The organism is Nocardiopsis sp. FR4 (assembly GCF_009830945.1).
GTDB lineage: Bacteria > Actinomycetota > Actinomycetes > Streptosporangiales > Streptosporangiaceae > Nocardiopsis.
Map to the genome: position 1 here is coordinate 43,961 of NZ_VWVV01000008.1, position 17,777 is coordinate 61,737.

Here is a 17,777-nt window from a genome sequence, read left to right on the forward strand (position 1 = left end):
CTCCCATGGAGAAGTTCGACGTCCACACCGGTCGGGCCGTGCCGCTGCGCGCCAGCAACGTCGACACCGACCAGATCATCCCGGCCGTCTACCTCAAGCGGGTCAGCCGGACCGGTTTCGAGGACGGCCTGTTCGCCGAGTGGCGCCAGTCCGACCCGGACTTCGTGCTCAACCGCCCCGAGTACCAGGGCGCGTCCGTGCTGGTGGCCGGACCGGACTTCGGCACGGGCTCCTCGCGCGAGCACGCCGTGTGGGCCCTGCAGGACTACGGCTTCAAGGCCGTGCTGTCCTCCCGCTTCGCCGACATCTTCCGCGGCAACTCGCTCAAGGGCGGCCTGCTGACGGTCCTGCTGCCGCAGCCGGTCATCGACCGGATCTGGGCGGCCGTCGAGGCCGACCCCGCCACCGAGGTCACCGTGGACCTGGTCGAGCGCGAGGTGCGCGCTCCGGGCGCGGGCGTGCAGGAGCCGTTCGAGCTGGACGACTACACCCGCTGGCGGTTGCTGGAGGGTCTGGACGACATCGCCCTGACCCTGCGCCACACGGACGCGATCGGGGAGTTCGAGGCCGCCCGCAAGCCGTGGCTGCCCGTGACCCTCTAGACCCGCTCGGCGCTCGCGGAACGGCTTCTGGGCCGGGGATCGCGCCCTGTGTGACGCAGGGCACCCCCGGTCCAGAAATATTTTACCTTCACTTGGTGTGAGCGTTCGCTTACTGACCATCGGCCCTTATGGTCGGCGTGTCCAACGTCCGGAATCCGGTTATACGTAGGCATTTGAGGTTCGCGGAAGGGGGCAAAAGGGGCCTCCGTGCGGGGTGAGTGCGGTCCAGACCACACCCCGCGCGAGGCTGCCGCGCAGGTCGGGACAACCCCGACACGCCCTGTCCGTAGGCGTTTGTATTTGTGTAAGGGCCTCTGCTTCCCCTAATTTCGTGCGAGCAAGGGGGAACCGGAGGAACCTTATGAACAAGCGTGACCTGATCGACGCGATCTCCGATCGTCTCGGAGACAAGAAGACCGCGACCGAAGCGGTCAACGCTGTGCTTGACACCATCCAGTCCACCGTGGCGTCGGGTGACAAGGTCGCCATCACTGGCTTCGGCGTTTTCGAGAAGTCCGAGCGCGCGGCCCGTACGGCCCGCAACCCCGCCACCGGCGCCACCATCAACGTCCCCGCGAGCTTCGTCCCGAAGTTCCGCGCTGGCGCTGACTTCAAGGCTCTGGTCAACGGCGACAAGAAGTAGTCCGCCGCCGCACGGCGACGGGCCGAGTCCGCCCGGGTCCCCCAGGGGACCCGGGCGGAACGTGTTTCCCGGGCCTCCCCGGGCTCTCGGGCCCCTCAGGGGGCGCCGCGCTCGGCGGAGGCGCCGGACGCGCCCGCCCGCCCACCCACCAGCTCCCACAGCGCGCGCGTGCGCGGGCCCACGCCCAGCTCCGCCGCGGCGCACAGGTCCTCGGGGGTGTCCACGTCCCGCCGCACCGAGGCCACGCCTGGGAGCACCAGCTCCCGGACACCCGCGGCCAGGTGGCGGGCGCGCGAGGCCCCCTCGAAGGCCGGGGTGAAGGGCTGCCCCGGCGCCGCCGCGAGCAGCGTCGTGCCCACCCCGGGCGCGTCGGGCAGGAAGGCGCGGCCGTACCCCCCGGCCGCCGCCAGGACCCGCCCCAGCTCCGCCGGGCGCAGCGCGGGCAGGTCCGCCGACAGCGCGCACACCCCCAGATCCGGGCGGCGCCGCCGCGCGACCGCCGCCCCGTGCTCCAGCGCCGGGTTCAGCCCCGTGCCGGGCTCGCCGCCGACCACCACCGCGCCCAGCCGGGCCAGCGCGGCGCCCGCGCGCGCGTCGTTGGTCACCGCGAGCACCGACGCCGCCCCGGGACAGGACAGCGCGGCCGCGACCGTGTCGCAGGCGATGGCCAGGGCCAGGTCCTCGCGCCAGCGGCCCGCGGCCCGGGCCAGTCGCGTCTTGGCCCGGTCGAGCTGCTTGACTGGGATGATCAGGGACCAGCGCGTTCCGCGGCGCGGTGCCCCGCCCCGTTCTCCAATGCCGGTCACGGTTCCCCCGGGATCGATGCGGCCACGACAGTGACGAGGGTAGGCGGTGGGGGAGGAGCGCGGCCCGGGCACCCGGGCGCGGCGGTGCGCGCTACTCCCTCCCCTGGTGGGAAGTGCCGAACAGAAGACGCACAGCAGGGCAAACACCCGCGAAGCGTCCTACACTGAACCGGTTGTGCTGCGCGGTCCGGACGGGCCCGGAGCGATGGAGTGAGGAGTTCCGTGGCCAAGCAACGAGAATCACGGTGGGTGAAGGCGGTCGTCTCCCGGATCGTCCGGGCCGTCCTGTGGCTCATCACCAAACCCGAGTGGCGGGGAACCGAGAACGTCCCGGCCCGGGGCGGGGTGATCATCGCCGCCAACCACCTCTCCGTGGCCGACCCCCTGACGGTCGCCCACTTCCTCTACATCGGTGCCCGGCGCTGGCCCACCTTCACCATGAAGGACGCGGTCATGCGCATCCCCGTGGTGAGCGCGGTGGCCCGCAGCACCGGCCAGATCCCCGTCAAGCGCGGCAGCACCGACGCGGTCAAGGCGCTGCGCGAGGCCGAGCTCGCGCTCACCCGCGACGGGGCATCGGTGATCTTCTACCCCGAGGGCACCTGCACCCGCGACCCGAACCTGTGGCCGATGACCGGCAAGACCGGTGTGGCGCGCCTGGCGCTGACCACGGGCGTGCCGGTCGTGCCGGTGGCGCACTGGGGCGAGCACCGCCTCCTGCCCTACGGCTCCAAGAAGCCCAGCCTCTTCCCCCGCAAGCGGATCCAGTTCCTGGCCGGTCCGCCGGTGGACCTGTCCCGCTTCCGCGACCAGCCGCTGACCGGGACGGTCCTCAAGGAGGCCACCGAGGCGATCATGGCCGACATCACTGCCCTGCAGGCCGACATCCGCGGCGAGGAGCCGCCCGCGATCGCCTACGACCCGCGCGGCGCGCGCAAGGACCGGCAAGCGGTCGAGGAGGGGCCCGCGGGGGCGCGGGCCGAGGGCGAGGCCGATGGCGACGGGCGAGGCGACGCGGGGGCATGACACAGCCGATGGGTACCGACAACGTGAGGATCGCCGTGCTCGGCGCGGGGTCCTGGGGGACCGTGTTCGCGAACATCGTCGCGGACGCGTCCGACCAGGCCAGGCAGCGCGACCCGGAGGACCCCGCCACCGAGGTGGTCCTGTGGGGACGGCGGGCCTCGGTGGTCGACGCGATCAACGAGACCTCCCAGAACCCGGACTACTTCCCCGGAATCGACCTCAACCCCCGGCTGCGCGCCACCACCGACGTCGCCAAGGCCCTGGAGCGGGCCGACGTGGTGGTCCTGGCCGTCCCCTCCCAGACCCTGCGGGCCAACCTCGCCGACTGGCGCTCCCACCTGCGTGAGGACGCGGTGGTCGTGAGCCTGATGAAGGGCGTGGAGCTGGGCACCCGGATGCGGGTCACCCAGATCATCGCCGAGGTGCTGGAGTACCCCGAGGACCGCATCGCGGTCGTGTCGGGACCCAACCTGGCCAGGGAGATCGCCGAGCGCCAGCCCGCCACCGCCGTGGTCGCCTGCCCGCACGAGAAGACCGCCGTACGGCTCCAGGCGCTGTTCAAGGCCCCCTACTTCCGCCCCTACACCAGCACCGACCTGGTGGGCGTGGAGATCGGCGGCGCGATGAAGAACGTCATCGCGCTCGCCGTGGGCGTGGCCGAGGGCATGGGCTTCGGCGACAACACCAAGGCCTCCCTGATCACCCGCGGCCTGGCCGAGACCACGCGCCTGGCGGTGGCCCTGGGCGCCGACGAGCACACCCTGTCCGGTCTGGCCGGGATGGGTGACCTGGTGGCGACATGCTCTTCGCCCCTGTCGCGGAACCGGACCTTCGGTGAGAAACTGGGCGCGGGCAAGACCGTCGAGCAGGTCGTCGCGGAGACCAGGCAGACGGCCGAGGGGGTCAAGTCCTCCGAGTCCGTCCTGGAACTCGGATGGGCCCACGGGGTCGACCTGCCGATCACCGAGGCCGTCGTCAAGATGATGCACCACGACCTGAGCCCGGCCGAGGCGCTGGCCGCCTTCATGGCGCGCACCGCCAAGCCCGAGCGCTACGGGGTCTGAGAGCGAGCACGATGTCACACACACCAGGCGGCGGGGGCGAGTTCACCCGCGCGGTCTCCCTCCCGCACGCGCCGGTTCCCGCCGAGCGCCCCATGCGGATGCCGGTCCACCGGGCCACCACCTACGCGTTCGACACCTCCCAGGACTACGCCGACGTCCTCGCCGGAACCCGCGAGGGCTACTCCTACGCCCGCATCGACAGCCCCACCGTGGACGCCTTCGCCGACGCGGTGGCCGCCCTGGAGGGCGCCGGGCTGCCGGAGCCGGTGCGCGGGCAGGCCTTCGCCTCCGGGATGGGTGCGCTGAGCACGGTGTTCCTGGCGCTCACCGAGGCGGGCGCGCACGTGGTGGCCTCGCGCTCCATCTACGGCAACACCTACTCGCTGCTGGGCACCCTGCTGCGCCGGTTCGGCGTGCGCACCGACTTCGTGGACATCACCGACCTGGACGCCGTGCGCGCCGTCGTGGGTCCCGACACCCGGGTGGTGTTCACCGAGACGCTCTCCAACCCCACCATGACCGTGTCCGACCTGCCCGGACTGGCGGAGATCGCCCGTGAAGCCGGGGCCGCCCTGGTCGTGGACTCCACCTTCGCCTCCCCGGCCGTGTGCCGTCCGCTGGAGCACGGCGCCGACGTGGTCGTGCACTCGGCCACCAAGTACATCGGCGGCCACAGCGACACCACCGGCGGCGTGGCCGTGGCCGGGCCCGCGCTGACCGAGCGCATCCGCTCCGCGCGCGTGGACCTGGGCACGTGCCTGGCTCCCGACGAGGCCTACCTGCTGCACCGGGGGCTGGAGACCCTGCCGCTGCGGGTCCAGCGCCAGTGCGAGAGCGCCGCGGCCTTCGCCGCCGCCCTGGAGGGACACCCCCTGGTGGAGCGAGTGGACCACCCCTCGCTGGCCTCGCACCCGCAGGCGGACCTGGCGGGCAAGCTCTTCGACCGGGACCGCTACGGTGCGGTCGTGACCGTGCACCCGCGCGGCGGGCGGGAGGCCGGAATGGCCTTCGCCGACCGGCTGCGGGTGGCCACCATCGCCGCCTCGCTGGGCGGCACCCACACGCTGGCCGGGCACGTGGCCTCCACCTCGCACCGCAACATGAGCGGGGACGAACTGGCTGCGGCGGGCATCTCACCGGGTGCGGTGCGCTTCTCCATCGGCCTGGAGGACCCCCGTGACCTCGTCGAGGACGCCCTGGCGGCCCTCGGCGGGGAAAGGTGACACGCGGCGCGACGCGTCCCGTTCCGGTTCCATCCACAGATAGGGTCAGGCAGCATGTCGTCCGAGCAGCGAAAGATTCGGGTCGCCGTCGTCTTCGGCGGACGTAGTTCCGAACACGAGATCTCCTGCGTCACCGCGGGCAGCGTGCTGTCCGTGATCGACCGCGACCGCTACGAGGTCGTGCCGGTCGGTATCACGCGCACGGGCAACTGGGTGCTCACCTCGGGCGACCCCGAGAGCCTGCGCATCGACGCGGACACCAAGGCGCTGCCCACGGTCTCCGAGGACGGCGCCGACCTGGCGCTGCCCTTCGACGCGGCGGGCCAGCTCATGGTGGTCGACCCGGTGCGCGGCCCCGAGCGCCTGGCCGAGGTGGACGTCGTGCTGCCGCTGCTGCACGGACCCTTCGGCGAGGACGGCACCATCCAGGGCCTGTTCGAGATGATGGGCGTGCGCTACGCGGGCGCGGGGGTCTTCTCCAGCTCCGCCGCCATGGACAAGGTCTTCATGAAGGCCATGCTGCGCGGCAACGCCGTCCCCACCAGCGACTTCGTGGCCGTCACCGACCGCCAGTGGCGCAACGAGCGCAAGAAGGCCCTGGACGACGTGGCGGCCCTGGGCTCCACCGTGTTCGTCAAGCCCGCCCGGGCCGGCAGCAGCGTGGGGATCAGCAAGGTGGCCGACTCCTCCGACGCCGACGCGGTGGTCGCCGCGGTGGAGGCCGCCCGCGAGCACGACCCCAAGGTGCTGGTGGAGGCCCAGGTCGTGGGCCGCGAGATCGAGTGCGGCGTGCTGGAGGCCGAGGACGGCGGGACGCCCGACGTCTCGCTCCCGGCCGAGATCCACGTAGCCGACGGCTTCGACTTCTACGACTTCGAGGCCAAGTACCTGTCCACCAGCAGCCTGACCATTCCGGCCCGGATCCCGGAGGAGGCCACCGCGCGGCTGCGCGCGATGGCCGCCGAGGTGTTCGAGGCGATGGGCTGCGAGGGCCTGGCCCGGGTGGACTTCTTCTACACCGACAGCGGTGAGATCCTCGTCAACGAGCTCAACACCATGCCCGGGTTCACCCCGTCCTCGGCCTTCCCGCAGATGTGGGCGGCCACCGGGCTGGACTACGCGGCCCTGGTGGAACGGATGATCTCCACCGCGCTGCGCCGGTCCCCGGGCCTGCGCTAGGGAGCGGCCGCGGGCGGGCGAGCGGGTGCCGCCCGCCCTCCGCGTCCTTCGGGACGCCTGATGCGGGGGCCGGAGCCGGATGACAGCCCCCGGTGCTCCCGCCGCGGCCCTGTGCCCACCGCACCCTCACCACCAGCCCTCGCTCCCCTCCGCGGAGGAGAGCGGACCCGGCCGGAGCGCCGTCCGGGCGGGGACCCGCGGGTTCAGTCCCGGGGGGCCGGTCCACCGGGGAAGGGCCCGCCGGAGGCCGGACCGCCCGGGACCGGTCCCCTCGGAGCTCCCGGTCCACCGGGCAGCAGGTCGCGGGTGAGGATCGCGCCGCCCGCGGTGGCGGCGGGGAACACCACGATCGCCACGAACGGGACGGCCAGCAGGAAGTACGTCGGCACCGCGAAGCCCAGCACCCGCATCCTCCGGGTGCCCAGGTGGCGGCGCCGCTCGCGGATGGTCAGCATCCCCCGGCGGTCGAAGCCGCCCGCCACCAGCTCGATGGCCAGCAGCCATCCGCCGAGCACGGCCGCCAGCACCGGTCCGGCCACCTGACCGGCCAGCGGCACGAAGCCGACCACGAAGACGCTCACCGTCACCAGCAGGGAGGTCGCCACGATCGCCAGCGACTGGCGGACCGCCCGCCAGACCGAGGCCATCAGCGGCTCCTCGGGGCCCTCCGGGGCGTTGCCCAGCTCCTGCTCCACGAGTTCTGTGATCTTGTCGTAGATCGGTGAGCCCAGGGTCAGCGTGACCGTGGTGAACGTGACCACCATCAACAGGACCGCCCCGACCAGAGCGGCCAGGGACAGCCCGCCGCGCACCAGCCCCTGCCAGAGCGGATCCCAGTCGTCGGCGAAGGGGGTCGCCCACTCGGCGAGACCGGACAGGTTCACCACCAGCAGCACGAAAAGCGCCAGGAACAGCAGGGACGTGATGAGCGCGGGCAGGGCCCCGAGCAGGAACAGGCGCGGTCGGCGCATCAGCAGGGCGAAGCCGCGCAGCAGGACGCCGACGCCGCCGAGGAACTCACGAACAGGATTGGCCACGGGGGAACCCTAGAGGAACCCGTGCCCCGGTGCCAGGTCCGGGCCGGGGCCCGCCCCGGCTCCGAACCGGTGCCGTCCGGCTGCCGGCCCTCGTCGGCGTCACGCCCGCGTGACGTCGCGGTACCACCCCTCCTGCCGGGACAGCTCCTCGTGCGTTCCCTGTTGCAACACCCGGCCCTCGCGCATCACGTAGATCCGGTCCACCCGGTCCAGGCCGGTCAGGTCGTGCGTGACCAGCAGCGTGGAGTAGCCCTCGGCGGCGGCCAGCAGGTCCGCCACCACCGCGTCCCGCGTGTCCGGGTCCAGGTGGGCGGTCGGCTCGTCCAGCACCAGCACACGGGGCGCCGCCAGCACGGCCCGGGCCAGCGCCAGCCGCTGCACCATCCCCCCGCTCAGCCCCAGCCCGTGCGTGCCCACCTGGGTGTCCAGCCCTCTGGGCATCGCCGCCACATCGTCGGCCAGCCGCGCGCGCCGCAGCGCCTCCCACAGCTCCCCGTCCCGCGCGCCGGGCCGGGCCAGCCGCAGGTTCTCCCGCAGCGTGGACGCGAACACGTGGGGGTCCTGCGGCACCCCGGAGACCACCGCGCGCACCTCGTCGGGCGGGTACTCCGTGACGTCGCGCCCGCCGACCTCCACCCGGCCCCCGTCCGGGTCGCGGAACCTCAGCAGCACCGAGGCCAGCGTGCTCTTGCCCGCACCGCTGGGACCGATCACCGCCACCGTCCACCCGGCGGGGATTTCCAGGTCCACCCCGTCCAGCGCCCACGGCTCCCCCGGCCCGTACCGCACCCGCAGGCCGCGGATCCGGACCGTGGCGTCCTCCCCGGCGTCCAGGCCCGTCCGGGTCGGCGGCGCGACCGCCGCCGGGGTGTCCAGCACCCCGAACAGCCGCGCCCCGCTGGCCCGGATCGCGCCCAGCCGCGCCGCCACGGCGGGCAGCGGCGCCACGATCTCGAAGGCCGCCAGCGTGGTCAGCACCACCACCGCCAGCGACACGGCGTCCAGGGAACCCCCGGCCACGGCGACCACGCCCAGGAACAGGGCGCCCCACACCGTCAGCCCGGTGACCAGAGCGCTGGCCCCCGCGCCCAGGCCCAGCAGGGCCGAGTCCGCGCGGGCCACCCGGGTCAGCTCGGCGTCGGCCGCGTTCACGCGCTCCACCTGGCGCTCCATGGCGCCGTAGGCCACCAGGTCCGGCGCGCCGTGCAGGGTGTCCACCAGGGCCGTCGACAGCTCCCCGCGCACCCTGGCCTGGCGCCTGCCCGGCCCCCGGCCCAGCGCGGCGGCGGCCAGCGGCACCGCGAGCCCGGCCAGCAGCAGCCCGCCCGCCAGCAGCAGTCCGCCCGGCAGGTACACCACGGCCAGCACCAGCACCGCCGTCCCGCCCGTCACCACCGAGACCAGCGGCGGCGTCAGCCCGCGCACCAGCAGGTCCAGGGTGGCCTCGGTGTCGTTGACCAGCCGGGACACCAGGTCGCCGGACCGGAACCGGCCGAAGGGCTCGGTGGCCGCGAGCCGTTCGTAGACCCGCACCCGGACCTCGGCCAGCGTGCGGAACGCGGCGTCGTGGGTGACCAGCCGCTCCAGGTAGCGGCTCACCCCGCGGCCCACCCCCAGGGCCCGGGTGGCCACCACGGCCGCGCCCAGGGCGGTGATCGGCGGGTGGTCGGCCGCGGTGGCCAGCATCCAGGCGGCCAGGCCCAGCAGGGCCAGGCCCGACCCGGTCGCGACCGAGCCCAGCAGCACGCCCAGCGCGAACCGGCCCACCCGGGGCCGGGCCAGGGCCGTCATCCGCACCAGCGGGTCGCGGCGCCGCTCGCGCTCGGGCACGGGCCCGGCGTCGGCGGGAACGGTGGTCCGCTCGCTCATCGCGGCAGGCTCCCCTCAGCTGTCGGCAGCGCGAGCGAGGCGGTCCTCAGGTCGGCTCCGAAGGTCTTCCGGGCCCAGCCCGCGTCGTGGGCGACGATGACGGCGGTCCGGCCCCGGAGGAGCCGGGCCACGGCCGTGCGCACCGCCGCCGCGTTCTCCGGGTCCAGGTGCGCGGTGGGCTCGTCCAGCAGCACCAGCGGGGCGTCCCGGCACATCGCCCGCGCCAGCGCGATCCGCTGCCGCTGCCCGGCCGACAGGCGGGCGCCGCGCTCCCCGAGCCGGGTGCCGTACCCGTCCGGGAGCGCGGACACGAACGCGTCGGCCTCGGCCAGGCGGGCCGCCTCGCGTACCCGCTCCAGGGAGGCCCCCGGCGCGCCCAGCCGGATGTTGTCGGCCACGGAGACGTCGAACAGGTAGGGGTTCTGCGGCACCCACGCGACGCCGAGCCGCCAGTCCTCGGCCGCGATCCCCTCCAGCGGCTCCCACTCCCCGCCGGGGGCGCGCACACTGATCCGCCCGCGCGTGGGTTCGTTCAGGCGCAGCAGCAGCGACAGCAGGGTGGACTTGCCCGCTCCGCTGGGCCCGGTGAGCAGCAGGTGCTCACCGGCGGCCACGCTCAGGTCCACCCCGGACAGGGCGGGCACGTCCCGGCCGGGGTAGAGCAGCTCCACGCCCTCGAAGCGGATGTCGCCGCCCGCGGCGGGGGAGGGTCGGCCGGTCGCCGGGGGCGCCGCCCCGGGGGAGCCGGCGCGTACGCGCTCCAGTTCGGCGAACACCTGGTCGGCCGCGGCCACGCCCTCCATACTGGCGTGGAACCGGGCGCCCACCTCGCGCAGGGGCAGGTAGGCCTCCGGCGCGAGGATGAGCACGAGCAGGGCGGTCTGGTAGTCCATGTGGCCGCCCAGCAGGCGCAGCCCCACCTCGACCGCGACCAGCGCCACGGCCAGGGTGGACAGCAGTTCCAGGGCGAACGCGGACAGGAACGCGACCCGCAGCGTGCCCATCGTCGCCCGGCGGTGCTCGTCGCCCACCGTGCGCAGCAGGGCCGCCTGAGCCCTGGCCCGGCGGAACACGGCCAGGGTGGGCAGCCCCTCGACCACGTCCAGGAAGTGCCCGCCCAGACGGCTGAGCAGCCGCCACTGGCGTTCGGTGCGCTGCTGGGTGTGCATACCGATCAGGGCCATGAAGACCGGGATCAGCGGCACCGTCACCAGGATGACCACGCCCGAGATCCAGTCCGCCCAGAACACCACGGTGAGCACGGCGACCGGCACTATCGCGGCCAGGACCAGCTGGGGCAGGTAGCGGGCGAAGTAGTCGTCGAGGGCGTCCAGCCCGCGGGTGGCCAGGGTGACCAGCTCGCCCGCCCGGGGCGGGCCCTGCTCGCCCCCGTCGCCGGGTTCGGCCGTCCACACCCGACCCGACCCGGTCACGTGGGCGACCAGGCGGCGGCGCAGCTGCGACTTGGTGCGCGCCGCGCTGTGCAGCGCGGAGGTCTCGGCCAGGTAGGACAGCAGGGCCCGGAGCACCGCGATGCCCGCGACCGCGCCGACCACCCAGCCCAGGGTGTCCATGCCCTCGCCCCGCCAGGCCCCGCTGATCGCGCGGGCGAGCAGCCAGGCCTGCGCCAGGACCAGGCCGGTGATGAGCACTCCGCTGGCCACGGAGACGGCCAGGTGGACGCGCACCGCGTCGGCGGTGCGCACCAGGCGCGGGTCGAGGGGTTTCATGGGCGCTGGGACCTCACGGGTGTGGTCGGGCCGGGTGGGCGGCACCCGGCGGGCGGGGTCGTGGACCGGCGCGGCCGCGCCGGGCGGCGCCCCCAGTATCCACGCGGGGGCGCCGCCCGGCACGGAGGCGGTCACGCGGCGGGCTCGGGCCTCCTGCCCCCGTCGTCCTCGCGGGTGAGGGTCTGCCCGGTCACGGTCTGGCCGGTCACGGTCTCCCCCGTCACGGTCTGGCCGGTCACCCGGCGGCGGAACACCCAGTAGCTCCACCCCTGGTAGAGCAGGATCAGCGGCAGGAACACCACGGCCACCCACGTCATCAGGGTGAGCGTGTAGTCGGCCGAGGAGGCGTTGGCCACGGTCAGCCCGAACGCGGGATCGGTGGTCGAGGGCAGCACGTTCGGGAACAGCGCGGCGAACAGCGCGGCGAACAGCAGCAGGACGGTCGCCGCCGTGCCGGCGAACGACCAGCCCTCACGGCGCTTCCAGGCCGCCGCTACCCCGCCCGCCAGGGCCGCGGCGGCGAGGGCGAAGAGCGGCAGGGTCCGCGTTCCGCCTCCGTGCGCGTACTGGGTCCACACGAGGAAGAGCGCGGCGGAGGGAACGGCGGCGCAGGCGGCCCACAGGGCGGCCCGGCGCGCGCGGACCCGGACCGGCCCGTCGGTCTTGAGGGTCAGGAAGATCGCCCCGTGCAGCGTGAACAGGGACAGCGTGGTCAGCCCGCCCAACAGGGCGTAGGGGTTGAACAGGTCCGCGAGCGAGGCGGTGACGACGTGGTCGGCGTCCATGGCCACGCCCCGCAGGACGTTGGCGAAGACGAGCCCCCACAGGAAGGCGGGCAGGGCGCTGCCGGCGAAGATCGCCCGGTCCCACCACAGGCGCCACCCGGAGTCGTCCCGCTTGCCCCGGTACTCGAAGGCCACCCCGCGCAGGATGAGCGCGACGAGGATGAGGAACATGGGCGCGTAGAACCCGCTGAGCAGTGAGGCGTACCACGCGGGGAAGGCGGCGAAGGTCGCGCCGAGCGCGGTGATCAGCCACACCTCGTTGGCGTCCCAGACCGGCCCGATGGCGTTGATGGCGACCCGGCGGTCCACGGAGTCGCGCCTGCCCACGAACGGCATGAGCATGCCGACCCCGAAGTCGAACCCCTCCAGGACGAAGTACCCGGTCCACAGGACCGCGATGGCGATGAACCAGATGACGGCCAGTTCCATTGGTCCTTGGCTCCTAGTAGCTGAAGTGCGGGATCTTGGCCTCGTCCCCGTCGTCCTCCAGGTCGGGGACGAGATGGGAGGGCCCGGCCTTGACGTACTTCACCAGAAGGCCGACCTCGACGGCGAACAGCACCCCGTACAGGGCGGTGAACCCGGCCAGGCTCGCCGCCACGCTCCCCAGGCTGACGCCGGGGGAGACGCTGGCCGCGGTGAGCAGCTCCCCGTGCACGGTCCAGGGCTGGCGTCCCATCTCGGTGAGCACCCAGCCGAAGATGTTGGCGGCCAGCGCCGCGGGCAGGGCGAGCATCGCCCCGTGGTAGAACCACGGGCCGGTGGGCATGCGGTCCCGGCCCCGGGTGAGGTACAGGCCCAGGGCCGCGACCGCGATCCCGAACATTCCCAGGCCCATCATCAGGCGGAAGGACCAGTACACGACGAACACGTTGGGGGTGTAGTCCCCGGGGCCGTAGTACTCGTCGTAGGCCGCCTCCAGGTTGTTCATCCCGTGCACCTCGCCGTCGAACTCGCCGGTGGCGAGGAAGCTGAGCACGTTGGGGATGGTGATGTCGATGGGGTTGTAGCGCTCCTCGGTGTCACCGACGGCCAGTGCGGAGAAGGCGGCGCCCTCCTCGGTCTCCCACAGGGCCTCGGCCGCGGCCAGCTTCATCGGCTCGTACTGGGCGGCGAGCTTGGCCTGGTGGTCGCCGGAGAAGACCACCAGGGCGCCCGCGACGAGGGTGAAGACCAGGCCGACCTTGAGGGTGCCTCGGAAGAGCGCGCGGTCGCGCGGGGGCGGGACCACCCCGGGCACGCCGGTGTCGTTGTACCTGGTGTTGCGCCAGAGCTTGTAGGCGCTGACCGCGACCACGAACAGCCCGGCGGTGACGAAGGCGGCCGAGACGGTGTGCAGGTAGGTGGACCAGGCCTGGTCGTTGCTGAGCACGGCCCAGATGTCGGTGAGCTGGGCGCGGCCGGTCTCCTCGTCGACGGTGAAGCCGACCGGGTGCCGCATCCAGGCGTTGGCGGCCAGGATGAAGTACGCCGACAGGTTGGTGCCGACGGCGACCAGCCAGATGCAGGCCAGGTGGGCCGCCCGGGGCAGCCGGTGCCAGCCGAAGATCCACAGGCCGATGAAGGTGGACTCCAGGAAGAAGGCGAGCAGGGCCTCCATCGCCAGGGGGGCGCCGAACACGTCGCCGACGAAGGTGGAGTACTCGCTCCAGTTCATGCCGAACTGGAACTCCTGCACGATGCCGGTGACCACGCCCATGGCGAAGTTGATCAGGAACAGCTTGCCGAGGAACTGGGTCGCCTGGAGGTACTCGTGCCTGCCGGTGCGGTACCACAGGGTCTGCAGCACGGCCACGATGAAGGACAGCCCGATGGTCAGGGGTACGAACAGGAAGTGGTAGATCGTGGTGACGCCGAACTGCCACCTCGCGAGTTCAAGGGCTTCCATGCCCGCCTCTCAGGTTCTGACCGCCAGTAGTACTACACAATGTAGTTCTACAGCCTGTCGTAGATCCACCGGGGGCCGGTCACAACGGTGTTCCCTTCGTCTCCCCGGGGCCGGACGGCCCCCCGCGACGGTGCCCCCGGGAGGGGTGCGCGCCACCCCTGCCTTCGCCACCTGGGAAAACGGTGGAGGGGCGGGTCGCCGAAAGCACGTCTGTGGGGCCGGACACAGGCCCCGGAGGGCGCGGCTCCCCATGAGGAGAGGGGTGCGTTGCCGGGAACGCACCCCTCTCCTCATGGGGCGGCGGGGAGGGCCGTGCCGGACGGCGGCCCGTCCGGCCCTACTCGCGCTTGGCGATGAGGTTCTCCATCAGCTCGATCTCGGACCGCTGGGCGTCGACTATCCCCTGCGCGAAGTCCACGACCATCTCCTCCCGGCCCAGCTCCAGCTCGGCCTCGGCCATGTCGATACCGCCCTCGTGGTGGGCGATCATCAGCTCCAGGAAGAGGATCTCGGCCTCCACGCCCTCGCTCTCCTCCAGTTCCACCATCTGCTCGGAGGAGGCCAGGCCCGGCATGGTCTCGGGGACCTCGCCGTCGCCTCCGCCGTGGTCGTGGCCCGCCATCCAGGCCATCGGAGGCCGCGTGCCGCGCGAGTTCAGGCCCCACACCGTCAGCCACCCCTGCATGATCCCGATCTGGGCCTGCTGGGTCCGGGCGATGTCGGTGGCCACCGTGTGCAGCTCGGGGTCCTCGGTCTTGTCGAGGATGATCATCGACATGTCCACGGCCTGGGCGTGGTGCGAGCTCATGTCGCGCAGGAACCCCGCGTCGGCGCTGGTGTCCAGCGGGTAGGAGGGGCGTCCCAGCAGGTAACCGGCGCCCAGCGCCAGTACGACCAGGATCACAGCCGTCCAGGTCGGCAGGGAGCGCCACCCGGTCCGGGCCGCCGGCCCCTCCGGAGGCGCGCCGTCCTCCGCCGCCGCGTACGGGTCCCCGGCCTCGCGGACGGCTCCGGGCACGGGGGAGTTTCTTTGTTCCATAGGAACCATCCTGGTCAAATCGCACGAGTCTGGTGCCAAAGTAGAGGATAGGTAAGTCCCTTTTGTCACCACCCACCCAGGAGACCCAGTGGCCAAGAAGAAGACGGCGGAGGAGCGTCGCCGCCGAGCAGCCGAGCTGAAAGAGCAGCGTCTCAAAGAGGAAAGACGCCGCAGGATCCTTACTATCACCGGTATCACGGCCGCCGTGGTCCTGGTGGTGGGACTACTCGCGTGGCTTGTCTTCATGGAGTTCCGCAGCCGCGTCATCGAGGGTGTGGAGGAGTACGAGGTCGGCTCCTACTCCCACGTCGACGTCGGCGAGCGCGTGGACTACGAGCAGACCCCGCCCGTGGGCGGCAACCACTGGAGCGCCTGGCAGAACTGCGGGGTCTACCCCGAGGCGGTGACCCCCGAGTTCGCGGTGCACTCCCTGGAGCACGGGGCCGTGTGGATCACCTACCAGCCGGACCTGGCCGAGGACCAGGTCGAGGCGCTGGTCGACATGTACAGCCCCGGCGACTACCTGGTGATCAGCCCCTACGAGGGCGAGATGGACGCTCCGATCGTCGCCTCCAGCTGGGGCCGCCAGATCTCCGCGGAGACCGCCGACGACGAGAACCTCCAGCGGTTCGTGCGCCTCTACGAGCGCGGCACGGACGTCCCCGAGCCGGGCGCCTCCTGCTCCGGCCAGATCTCGGAGACCGCCGACGAGGTCGACGCGATGCTGCAGGGCGGGGGCATGGAGACCGAGGGCATGGAGGGCCCCGAGGGCGAGGCCGGTGACGAGGCCACCACCGAGGACGAGGCTTCCGGGGCCCCCGAGGAGACCGCCGAAGCCGAGGAGTGACGGGCCGGTTCCCCGCGCCGGGGAGCCGTGACCTCCCGCGGACACGAAAACGGGGCCGACGGCCGACGCCGGCGGCCCCGTGCGCGTGGGAACGCCCCGGAGGCGGTTCCGGCCGAGGGAAGGGGACGGTCAGAGCTCCCCGTCGGGAAGCGGGGGCACGTGCTCGGAGACCAGGTCGCTGATCTGGCGCAACGCCGCCGCGGGGGCGCCGTGGGCGGGGGGGACGGACAGCTCCACGTAGGCCTCGCGGCCGACCACCGTGTACACGGTGGGCGCGTCCTCCGGCTGCGGCAGCCACGCCACGCCGTTGACCTCCTGCAGGTAGGAGGTCGGGGCCAGCCCCGCGGGCCGCTCCACGCCGCACCGCAGTCCGATGGCCGGGTCCCCCCAGGCCGCCGTCAGCTCCGAGTCGGGACGCACCCGTGCCCGCTCGGCCTCCAGCAGGGTGTCGGGCAGGTCGGCGACCAGGTCCGCGCAGACCGCGCCGGTGGCGGCGTCCGCCTCGGGCGGGGTGATCCGCACGGTCTGCGTACCGCATCCCGTCACGGCCAGGGTGAGGGCCAGGGCCGCGACCGCGTGGAGTCTGGGCAACGGAGGACCTCGTTCTCGGACTGGGGCGTCAGATGTTGACGATAGGGCAGGTGAGGGTCCGGGCGATGCCGTCCAGACGCTGGATCCGGGCGACCACGAGGGTGCCCAGGGCGTCGACGTCCTCGGCGCTGGCCTGGACGATGACATCGTAGGGGCCGGTCACGTCGTGGGCCTTCTCGACCCCCTCGATGCCCCGGATCCGCCCGGCCACCTCGGCGGCCTGCCCGACCTCGGTCTGGATCAGGATGTATGCCTGCACCATGAAGTACTCCTTCGTGTACGCCGGGTGTGGCGCTGAGAGGTTCCCGGCCGAGCCGACGGTGCGGCCGATGACGAACGCGTGACGAACGTGGGTCTAGACCATTCCACCGGACCGCCAACGTACCCTGATGGCTGTGCACAACACCATTGGGGGGCTCGGCGAGTTCGCTCTGATCGCACGCGTGACGAGCCAATTCCCCATGACGGACGACGTAATCCTCGGGCCGGGGGACGATGCGGCCGTGGTCGCCGCACCCGACGGACGGACGGTGGCCACCACCGACCTGCTGGTCGAGGGGCGCCACTTCCGCCGCGAGTGGTCCACCGCCCGTGACGTGGGACACCGCGCCGTCGCGCAGAACTTCGCCGACGTCGCGGCGATGGGCGCCCGGCCCACCGCCCTGCTCATCGGTTTCGCCGCGCCGTCCGACCTCCCGCTGTCCTGGGCGGAGGAGTTCACCGCCGGGGTGCGCGACGAGTGCGCCCTGGCCGGGGGCGCGGTCGTGGGCGGGGACATGGTCGGCTCCGACACCCTGACCGTCGCCGTCACCGCGCTCGGCGACCTCCAGGGCCGCCCTCCCGTGCGGCGCGACGGCGCCCGGCCCGGGGACGTGGTCGCCTACACCGGCCACCTGGGCCTGTCCGCCGCGGGGCTCGCCCTGCTGGAGCGGGGGATCGACGGCCCGGTCGCGTGCCTGTCAGAGCACCGCAGGCCCAGCCCTCCCTACGCGCGCGGAGCCGAGGCGGCGGTACTCGGGGCCACCGCCATGCTCGACGTCAGCGACGGACTCGCCCAGGACCTCGGCCACGTGTGCCGGGCCAGCGGGGTGCGGATCGACCTGGAGTCGCGGGCGCTGCGCCCCGACCCCGCCCTCCTGGAGGCGGTACGCGTCCTCGGCGCGGGGCCCGGGGACGCCGAGCGCGCGGCACGCGACCTCATGGTCTCGGGAGGGGAGGACCACGCGCTCGCCGCCGCCTTCCCGCCGGACGCCTCCCTGCCCGACCACTGGCACCGTGTGGGAACCGTGGTCGCGGCACCGGGAGAAACCGACGGAGAAAACAAAAATTCGGTCACGGTCGACGGAAGAGTGCCCCTCCACACGGGGTGGGACCATTTCCGTCGGGGATGATCCGACTTGGATTTGTCCTGTTTAGCTCTCGCGCTAGGCTTTGCGAACGTGACCTAC

Annotated in this window: 17 protein-coding genes; 8 read left to right on the forward strand and 9 right to left on the reverse strand. The window is 72.9% G+C overall.

The features are described from left to right. Window positions 1-5: 5 nt before the first annotated feature. The gene (gene leuD, locus FYW95_RS09575) at window positions 6-602 is read left to right on the forward strand and encodes a 3-isopropylmalate dehydratase small subunit (protein ID WP_159941885.1); all 597 of its coding nucleotides are present in this window, start codon (window positions 6-8) and stop codon (window positions 600-602) included. Between the two features lie 361 nt (window positions 603-963). After that, on the forward strand, window positions 964-1,245 hold the full coding sequence (locus tag FYW95_RS09580) for an HU family DNA-binding protein (RefSeq protein ID WP_159941886.1): 282 nt from the start codon (window positions 964-966) through the stop codon (window positions 1,243-1,245). A 95-nt stretch (window positions 1,246-1,340) separates the two neighbouring features. Here FYW95_RS09580 and cofC read toward each other — a convergent pair whose 3' ends face one another. After that, window positions 1,341-2,051 (reverse strand): 2-phospho-L-lactate guanylyltransferase, encoded by a 711-nt coding sequence (gene cofC, locus FYW95_RS09585; RefSeq protein ID WP_159941887.1) that lies wholly within the window; start codon window positions 2,049-2,051, stop codon window positions 1,341-1,343. Window positions 2,052-2,273: 222 nt separating this feature from the next. On the opposite strand from cofC, the gene FYW95_RS09590 reads away from it, so the two are divergent. From FYW95_RS09590 to FYW95_RS09605, 4 genes are read left to right on the forward strand one after another with little or no spacing between them, the layout of a single operon-like run. After that, window positions 2,274-3,077, forward strand: a complete 804-nt coding sequence (locus FYW95_RS09590; protein ID WP_159941888.1) for a lysophospholipid acyltransferase family protein — start codon at window positions 2,274-2,276, stop codon at window positions 3,075-3,077. 8 nt (window positions 3,078-3,085) lie between these two features. Further along, a complete protein-coding gene (locus FYW95_RS09595) occupies window positions 3,086-4,141 on the forward strand; it encodes an NAD(P)H-dependent glycerol-3-phosphate dehydrogenase (RefSeq protein WP_159941889.1) in 1,056 nt (351 codons plus the stop codon). A gap of 11 nt (window positions 4,142-4,152) precedes the next feature. Further along, on the forward strand, window positions 4,153-5,364 hold the full coding sequence (locus tag FYW95_RS09600) for a trans-sulfuration enzyme family protein (RefSeq protein WP_159941890.1): 1,212 nt from the start codon (window positions 4,153-4,155) through the stop codon (window positions 5,362-5,364). Window positions 5,365-5,418: 54 nt separating this feature from the next. Then, entirely contained in the window at window positions 5,419-6,543 is a 1,125-nt protein-coding gene (locus FYW95_RS09605) for a D-alanine--D-alanine ligase family protein (protein ID WP_159941891.1), read from the forward strand. Between the two features lie 203 nt (window positions 6,544-6,746). Here the strand turns inward: FYW95_RS09605 and FYW95_RS09610 are convergent, their stop codons facing one another. From FYW95_RS09610 to FYW95_RS09635, 6 genes are all read right to left on the reverse strand, one after another. After that, window positions 6,747-7,580 carry an EI24 domain-containing protein gene (locus FYW95_RS09610; protein ID WP_159941892.1) on the reverse strand — a complete coding sequence of 278 codons (834 nt, stop codon included), beginning with the start codon at window positions 7,578-7,580 and terminating at the stop codon, window positions 6,747-6,749. 99 nt (window positions 7,581-7,679) lie between these two features. Next, window positions 7,680-9,449 (reverse strand): thiol reductant ABC exporter subunit CydC, encoded by a 1,770-nt coding sequence (gene cydC, locus FYW95_RS09615; RefSeq protein WP_159941893.1) that lies wholly within the window; start codon window positions 9,447-9,449, stop codon window positions 7,680-7,682. Continuing rightward, window positions 9,446-11,179, reverse strand: coding sequence for a thiol reductant ABC exporter subunit CydD (gene cydD, locus FYW95_RS09620; RefSeq protein ID WP_159941894.1), 1,734 nt, complete (start codon window positions 11,177-11,179; stop codon window positions 9,446-9,448). The genes cydC and cydD overlap by 4 nt, the downstream gene beginning before the upstream one ends. Before the next feature lie 131 nt (window positions 11,180-11,310). Continuing rightward, window positions 11,311-12,393 carry a cytochrome d ubiquinol oxidase subunit II gene (cydB, locus tag FYW95_RS09625; RefSeq protein ID WP_159941895.1) on the reverse strand — a complete coding sequence of 361 codons (1,083 nt, stop codon included), beginning with the start codon at window positions 12,391-12,393 and terminating at the stop codon, window positions 11,311-11,313. 13 nt (window positions 12,394-12,406) lie between these two features. Beyond that, window positions 12,407-13,852, reverse strand: a complete 1,446-nt coding sequence (locus FYW95_RS09630) for a cytochrome ubiquinol oxidase subunit I (protein ID WP_159941896.1) — start codon at window positions 13,850-13,852, stop codon at window positions 12,407-12,409. 337 nt (window positions 13,853-14,189) lie between these two features. After that, entirely contained in the window at window positions 14,190-14,891 is a 702-nt protein-coding gene (locus FYW95_RS09635; protein WP_236567708.1) for a DUF305 domain-containing protein, read from the reverse strand. Window positions 14,892-14,979: 88 nt separating this feature from the next. Here FYW95_RS09635 and FYW95_RS09640 point away from each other — a divergent pair, with 88 nt between their 5' ends. After that, window positions 14,980-15,738, forward strand: coding sequence for a DUF3105 domain-containing protein (locus tag FYW95_RS09640; RefSeq protein ID WP_159941898.1), 759 nt, complete (start codon window positions 14,980-14,982; stop codon window positions 15,736-15,738). Between the two features lie 129 nt (window positions 15,739-15,867). Here FYW95_RS09640 and FYW95_RS09645 read toward each other — a convergent pair whose 3' ends face one another. Together FYW95_RS09645 and FYW95_RS09650 are read right to left on the reverse strand one after the other, a co-directional pair. Beyond that, window positions 15,868-16,329 carry a DUF3515 domain-containing protein gene (locus FYW95_RS09645; protein WP_201294801.1) on the reverse strand — a complete coding sequence of 154 codons (462 nt, stop codon included), beginning with the start codon at window positions 16,327-16,329 and terminating at the stop codon, window positions 15,868-15,870. A 28-nt stretch (window positions 16,330-16,357) separates the two neighbouring features. Beyond that, complete coding sequence (locus FYW95_RS09650; RefSeq protein WP_159941900.1) at window positions 16,358-16,591, reverse strand: Lrp/AsnC family transcriptional regulator; 234 nt, start codon at window positions 16,589-16,591, stop codon at window positions 16,358-16,360. 133 nt (window positions 16,592-16,724) lie between these two features. Between FYW95_RS09650 and FYW95_RS09655 the strand changes: the two genes are divergently transcribed. Then, window positions 16,725-17,720, forward strand: coding sequence for a thiamine-phosphate kinase (locus FYW95_RS09655; protein ID WP_159941949.1), 996 nt, complete (start codon window positions 16,725-16,727; stop codon window positions 17,718-17,720). Window positions 17,721-17,777 lie beyond the last annotated feature (57 nt).